The organism is Kitasatospora sp. NPDC051914 (assembly GCF_040680995.1).
Lineage (GTDB): Bacteria > Actinomycetota > Actinomycetes > Streptomycetales > Streptomycetaceae > Kitasatospora.
This window is the reverse complement of sequence record NZ_JBFAXX010000136.1, coordinates 1-6,685: the sequence shown is the minus strand read 5'-3', so window position 1 is coordinate 6,685 and position 6,685 is coordinate 1. Positions and strand designations below refer to the sequence as shown.

Sequence of the window (6,685 nt, the reverse complement as noted above, 5' to 3'; positions counted from 1 at the left end):
CCGGTGGCCGTCTTACGTTCTCAGGCGACACCCGCTACCGGGACGAAACCCCCGGAACGGGTGGAACCCGTACACCACTTCCCTGGACGCAACCTCGAGGGAGTTGGCCGAGCGGTGCCGCGCGCACGAGCTGGAGATGGAGACCGCGGTCCTCCCGGAGGACCTGGACCTGCTGAACGAGGCGCTGGACGAGTGGGAGCGCGTCGTCGACGCCGCCGACGAACACGAGCGCGCCGCGCGGCTCAACCGCATGATGGCGGACGCCGCCCGTACCCACGCCTGACGGATCACGCGGCGACGGCTGGCACCTCCACTACCGCGACGACGGCCAGCCGCTCGGTGCGGTGCTGACGGTGATGTTCGCCGTCGGTACGGCGCAGCACCTGGTGGGCCGCGGTATGCACCGGCCGCGGCGCTGTGCGGTGGCCGAATGCACGACGATCTTCGCCGACACGTCTCGCACCGGTCGGCAACGCTACTGCTCGCAGCGGTGCGCCAACCGGGACGCGGTGCGGCGGCACCGCGCACGAATGGCTGAGGACTCCTGACGATCGCGGCTGACCGATGGGCGCCTTCCGCGGCGCGAGACGCGGCGCCGTCGCAGAGGTTGCCGAAGGCCTGGGCGGGGAGGTCGACTGGGAGCGCACCGTGAAGGTCGGTCTCACGACCGTGGTGCGCCCCGAGTCGACGGCCACAACGAGTGCTGAAGCTTCCGGCGCCCCGTCCGGATGTCAGGGGCTGGAGAGGTCGAAGCTGTTGACGACGACCGCGCCGCCGAGCGCCAGGGTGGCGTAGTTGAAGACCGCGAACCTGTACCCGGGGAAGAACTGCCAGGCGTTGCCCATCGTGAAGCCGGGGCCGAGCCGGGTGAAGGTCACGCCGTCGGTGCTGTAGGAGAACAGCGCCTGGCGGCCCGTGCCCGGGCGGACGTCGGCGTTGACGCGCAGCCAGATCCGACTGCCGGTCACCGGTGCGCTCGCTGCCTCACTGCCGGTGTTCGTGGTGTTCCACGAAGCGTCCATGGCAAGGCCGTTGGTCATCACCAGGCGGGTGGTGCCGTTGTCCCGTTTGAGTCCGATCCAGGCCGACGAGTCGCGCAGCATCGCCAGGCCGGCCCGGTCGCCGTCGCGCATGCCCGAGACGTCGAGCTGGACGGTGGCCGTGGACGACGGTCCGAGGATGCGGTGGGTCAGCGTGTTGCGGGCGGCGTAGAGGTCACCGGTGACGGTCGCCGTCTGCAGGCGCAGGCCGTTGCCCGCGGACCACTTGGTGTTGTCCGGATTGTGGTTCCACTCCCACTCGGGGCCCAGCGTGGTCGCGGTGAAGGTTTCGGTGCCGGTGGGGCCCTTGACCGTGTGCGAGGAGGCCGGGAGGTTCGGGCGGGGGTAGGACGTGCCCCACGCCCCGTTGACGGTCTGCAGGACCGGCCAGCCGTCCGCCGTCCAGGTGATCGGGGCCAGCGCCGGCACCCGTCCGCCGGGGTAGGCGTCGACGAAGGCCATGTAGTACCAGTCGCCGTTCTGCGTCTGCACCAGCCCGCCCTGGTGCGGGACTCCGCCGCCGGCGATCGGGCCGGGGAGGTTCAGCAGGACCTGGTGCATCTCGTACGGCCCGAACGGGCTGTTCGACTTGAGGACGTACTGCCCGTTGGCCGGGTGCGTGACGAAGATGTAGTAGCTGCCGTTGCGCTTGTAGAAGCGCGAGCCCTCGATGGTGCCGACGTTCGACGGCGAGGTGAACACCGGTTGGGCCTTCACCTGGCTCAGGCCGTCCGCGGACAGCTGGGCGACGCTGATCGTCGTGTTGCCGTACGCGACGTACATGGTGTCGTCGTCGACGAGCAGCCCGGCGTCGTAGTAGCAGTTGTTGATCTGCGACCGCTTCTGCCAGGTGCCGTCGACCGCCGTCGCCGTGTACACGTAGGTCCGGTTGTACTCGACGCAGCCGATCCAGTAGAAGTTCCGGTTGCTCGGGCGGTAGTTGAGGGCTGAGGCGAAGACGCCCTTCACGTAGGCCTGACCGCCGCTCAGGTCGTACTTGGCGGAGCCGAAGTCGAGGCTGGGCACCGAGTGGCCGGCGAACTCCCAGTTCACCAGGTCGTAGGAGCGGAGCACCGGCGCTCCGGGCGAGTAGTGCATCGTCGAGGCCGAGTAGTAGTAGGTGTCACCCACCCGGATGATGTCGGCGTCCGCCAGGTCCTCCCAGAGGACCGGGTTCGAGAAGGATCCCTGGGAGGTGTCAATAACCGGAACGAGCTGCCACTGCTGGTTGGCACCGCCCCAGTCGCTGTACTGCACCACCTTGCCGCCGTCCGCCGTGGAGGCACCCTGGACCTCGACCGCCTTCCCGCTGTACCGGTTGAGCAGCCGGACGTACCCGTCCGCCGAATCCGCCAGCCGGAACTGCTGGTTGGTGCCGTTGAGGTCCGTCCACTGCACGATCGGCGTGCCGTCGGCGGTCGACCGCTGGTAGTCGTCCAGCACCTTCCCCGAGTGCCGGTTCTGCAGCCGGTAGTAGCCGCCTCCGGAGTCCAGGAACCGCCACTGCTGGTTGTCCGCACCCGACCGCGACCACTGCACCACCGAAGAGCCGTCGGCAGTACTGAAGTCGTAGTCGTCCAGCACCTTGCCGCTGCCGCGGTTCACCACCACGTACCACGTGCCGGTGTCGACCGTGGCCGCCACCGCCGGCGACGGCGCCACCGCGGCCAGCAGGCCGGCAAGCAGAACCGTCACCAGTGCGGCCACCGAGAGCGCCCCGTGCCGCCGCCTGCCCCGTCCAGCCTTCATCGCAGCCCTCTCCGGTGGTTGTTAGCGCTCACAATTTGTGGAGCAGTCAGGCCGCCTCCCCGGCAGAGGCCTCGGCCAGCAGTGCAGCTGGAGTGAACACCCGTGGCTGCGCACCGTCAAGACATCGCGCGCGGCCCGGGCCGGACCGCCTGAGGTCGGCCGGTTTTCGCCGGTGAGCTGTTTGCCGGCCGCGATGAGACACTCGCCCATGTAGGCGATGTGGTCGCCCGAGACAGGGCCATACTCGAACCGTTGATGTCCACGGTGCCGACTGGAGTTCGCCGGCGTCGACCGGGCCGAGCCGGCCACCCGTCCCCGCGCTCAAGGGCCGGTCGCTGCGCCCCGTACGGGTCGCAGTCGTCGCGGCGCATGACGGATCGGGTGTGGACCGAGCTGCGGTCTAGGGTCGGCGAGGCGTCACCCACCGCGCCGGTGGTGGCGTAGTCGAGGATCGCGGCGATCACGGGGGCGACGGCGTCCGGGGCGGAGCGGCCTGGGATTGCGCGCACGACGACCAGAGCGATCTGGGGGCTGGCTGTGGGTTTGGTGTACGGGACAGCCCCAGGCCGCCGGATCGGGGTCCGGTGACCTGGGGCCGAGACGGATCAGTGGCCTCGTCTGCGGGGGACGGTTCCCGAGCCTTGGCAGGTGCGGCAGGGCCGCACGGCTGCGGAGACTGTGCCGTCCCTCTCGACGCCGGTCAGCACCTCCCGGGCGATAGGAGGCAGGCTCTCCAGACGGCGGGCTGCATCAGCGCTGATCATGCCGGGAGTATGACCGCCAGCCCTGACAACCGCGTATCCGGGACCCCGGCCCCCTGCCAAGCCTGCGGCTGGCATAGGGATCTGCGTCGAGATGTCACCGGACGGCATCTCCTGGTGTCACCATACGTCCGCAACCCGGTGACACCCACCGATCCCCCAGTGACAACAAACTGCAGATTCGCAGCGGGCCGCGGCGCAGGTGCCCGCGGGCGAGGCGGGGGCGTTGGCGCCGGAGCGGCGGGCCCGCTGAAGGAGATCGACCCGTTCTGGTGCCCGACCTGGCCGATCACCTGGCAGCGCACCTACGCCACCGCGCGGCAGTGGTGGCTGGAGTCCGACGGCCGCGTCGACTGGGCAGGACTGCCGGAGGAGACGGTGTTCGAGGGCGAGCAGCTCGGCCGCTGGGTCGTGGCGCAGCGGGCCGGCTGGCCCGGCCTGGAGCAGGACCAGCAGGACCTGCTGACCGCGATCGGCATCGAGGAAGGCCCCGAGCTGGTCGCCGCGAAGGCCGCGGCCGAGGCGAAGCCGAAGGTGTCCCGCGCGGACCGCTTCACCCAGGGCCTGGCCGCCCTCGCCTCGTTCGCCCGCCGGGAAGGCCACGTCCGCGTCCCGCGCCCCCACAAGGAGCCCCTGCAGGTCACGATGGCCGGCCCCGGCGGGGAGGAGAGCACCGAGATCGTCCACGCCGGCCTGGGTGCATGGTTGAACAACCAGAAGGCACGGCGCGCCAAGCTGTCGCCGGGGCAGCTGGCGCAGCTCGCCGAGCACGGCGTGGAGTGGGCATAGCGGGTCGTCCCCGGACCGGGTTGTGTTGGGCTCTGCCAGAACAACGGACGGAGCTCGGGGCGGTGCGGTGGACCGTTGTCTCCGGGAAGTCCGGACTGTCTACCGCGTGGGTGTGAGGGCGGGCCTGCGGACCTGCGTCGGCGAGCGGGCGGAGGTCGCCGTCCTGGACAACGGTGTTCCCGGCGATGGTCACCTCAATGAGGGATGGGTGGCCTGCCAATGGGGTGAGGGAGTCCAGTGAGCCGCAGTTCTCCAAGACCAGCCGCTCCAGTCGTGGCAGTCGAGCGGTGAAATCCACGGACGAGGTTTTTGCGCCGACTAGGGAGCGTATTTGGTCGTGATCGAGGGTGGTCCTGGTCAGGTTCTTGATCCAGATCATCGAGGCACGAAGGTGGAGGCCGGCGAGGTAGCTCTCGGGTGTCTTGTCGAACCGGGTGGCGATGCCCCGCCAGGCCTTCAGCCTATTGATCAGGCGCTCGACGGTGTTGCGCTCCTTGTAGAGCTCGGCGTCGTGGCCGACGGGCCGGCCGCCTCTGCTGCCCTTCTTCTTCCGGTGGGCGGCCTGGTCCCGCTTCTCCGGGATGACGGCCTTGATGCCGCGTTTGCGCAGGTGGGCGCGGTTGCCGCGGGAGGAGTAGGCCTAATAGGCACCGAGGTCGGTGGTGCCGGCCTCGGCAGGGGCCGGGCGAGACGTCTGTTCTGTAAGCCGCGCCTGGAGTGCTTCGACAAGAGGGATGCGTGCGCGGCCCCTGCCGGTGCGATTGCGGCCGCCGTAACGTGCCGTGGTTCGAGCCGTTCCCAGGACCACCTCCCGATCAGCCGGAGCCGTGGAGCTCTTCACGAGAGCGAGGACCCTGGGCATCGCTGGGGCCACGGACGGCTGATGGGGTGGTGCGCCGAGAGCGCTTCTATTAGGTCGCCGGGTGGTCCCTGCCGCGGCTCGACGCCGACGGACGGCAACGGCCGAAAAGGAGCACATGTTGGACGTGACCTGCGGAATCGACTGGGCCGAGGACCACCACGACGTCGCGGTGGTCGACGCCGAGGCCCGCCTGCTCGGCAAGCTCCGGATCGGCGACGACGCGGCGGGCTTCCAGGACCTGCTGCGGCTGCTGGCCGAGCACGGCGACAGCCCAGAGACTCCGATCCCGATCGCGATCGAGACCTCCCGCGGTCTGCTGGTCGCCTGCCTGCGCGCCTCCGGCCGGCGGGTCTACGCGATCAACCCGATGGCGGTCGCCCGCTACCGCGACCGGCACGCCGCGTCCCGCAAGAAGTCCGACCACCAGGACGCCGTCGTCCTGGCGAACATCCTGCGAACCGACGCCGGACTACACCGCCCGCTGCCCGACGACTCCGACCTGGTCAGGGCGATCGCCGTCCTGGCCCGCGCCCAGCAGGACGCGGTCTGGGACCGCACTCGCGCCCACAACCGGCTCCGCTCCCACCTGCGCGAGTACTACCCGGCGATCCTCGAGGCCTTCGCCGACAAGCGAGAGCGGCTGCTGGCCCGAGAGGCCCGCACGATCCTGGCCATCGCCCCCACGCCCGGCGAGGCCTCCGCTCTCAGCCGCGGCCGGCTCAGGGCCGCCGTCATGCGGGCGGGCCGCCAGCGGCGGATCGACGCCGAGACCGACCCGCTCCTGGAGGTGTTCCGCCGCAGCAGGCTCCACCAACCGGCCCTGATCGAGGCCGCGATGGGACGCCAGACCCTCGCACTGCTCGCCCAGCTCGATGCGGCCTGCCGGGCCTGCGACGACCTGGCCCAGGCCACCGAGGAACTCTTCCTGCAACACCCCGACGCGGAGATCATCACCAGTTTCCCCGGCCTGGCCGCGCTCACCGGCGCCCGGATCCTCGCCGAAATCGGCGACGACCGCACCCGCTTCGACACCGCCCGCGATCTGAAGGCCTACGCCGGAAGCGCCCCGGTCACCCGCGAATCCGGCCGCAGCCGCCGCGTCAGCCACCGCCGGATCAAGAACAGCCGACTCGCCGCGACCGGCCGGCACTGGGCATTCGCCGCCCTGACAGCCTCACCTGGCGCCCACGCCCACTACAACCGCCGACGCGAGACCGGCGACCGCTACTACGCGGCCCTCCGCCACCTGTTCAACCGCATGATCGGCCAGCTCCACCACTGCCTGACCACCCGCCAGAAGTACGACGAAGCCATCGCCTTCACCCCACCACCCAAGCCCCAACTCGCCACCGTCGCTTGACCCGATAGCTGCATGGGGTGTCTTGTCCCCCGGCGACCGCGTCGGGCCGGGTGCGGGGACGGCCGACCGGCCCGCGAACCCGGACCTTCGCCAGCACCGGGATGAACTGCGGGCTGTCGGCGGC

General features: G+C 70.4%; 5 protein-coding genes and 2 pseudogenes. 4 read left to right on the top strand and 3 right to left on the bottom strand.

What is annotated here, in order from left to right:
- The first annotated feature begins 103 nt into the window (after positions 1–103).
- Positions 104–283 carry a hypothetical protein gene (locus tag AB0M03_RS39095; RefSeq protein WP_363501412.1) on the top strand — a complete coding sequence of 60 codons (180 nt, stop codon included), beginning with the start codon at positions 104–106 and terminating at the stop codon, positions 281–283.
- Positions 284–356: 73 nt separating this feature from the next.
- On the top strand, positions 357–548 hold the full coding sequence (locus AB0M03_RS39090; RefSeq protein WP_363501415.1) for a CGNR zinc finger domain-containing protein: 192 nt from the start codon (positions 357–359) through the stop codon (positions 546–548).
- 183 nt (positions 549–731) lie between these two features.
- On the opposite strand, the gene AB0M03_RS39085 is transcribed toward AB0M03_RS39090, so the two are convergent.
- Positions 732–2,735: a family 43 glycosylhydrolase gene (locus tag AB0M03_RS39085; RefSeq protein ID WP_363501409.1), complete on the bottom strand. Its 2,004-nt coding sequence runs from the start codon at positions 2,733–2,735 to the stop codon at positions 732–734.
- A gap of 977 nt (positions 2,736–3,712) precedes the next feature.
- On the opposite strand from AB0M03_RS39085, the gene AB0M03_RS39080 reads away from it, so the two are divergent.
- A complete protein-coding gene (locus AB0M03_RS39080; RefSeq protein ID WP_363501406.1) occupies positions 3,713–4,339 on the top strand; it encodes a helicase associated domain-containing protein in 627 nt (208 codons plus the stop codon).
- A gap of 349 nt (positions 4,340–4,688) precedes the next feature.
- On the opposite strand, the pseudogene AB0M03_RS39075 reads toward AB0M03_RS39080, so the two are convergent.
- Positions 4,689–4,979: pseudogene (locus AB0M03_RS39075) on the bottom strand (transposase); the annotation flags it as partial.
- 337 nt (positions 4,980–5,316) lie between these two features.
- Between AB0M03_RS39075 and AB0M03_RS39070 the strand changes: the two are divergent.
- Positions 5,317–6,561 (top strand): IS110 family transposase, encoded by a 1,245-nt coding sequence (locus tag AB0M03_RS39070; RefSeq protein WP_363501403.1) that lies wholly within the window; start codon positions 5,317–5,319, stop codon positions 6,559–6,561.
- 31 nt (positions 6,562–6,592) lie between these two features.
- On the opposite strand, the pseudogene AB0M03_RS39065 reads toward AB0M03_RS39070, so the two are convergent.
- A pseudogene (locus tag AB0M03_RS39065) lies at positions 6,593–6,685 on the bottom strand (IS5/IS1182 family transposase); the annotation flags it as partial.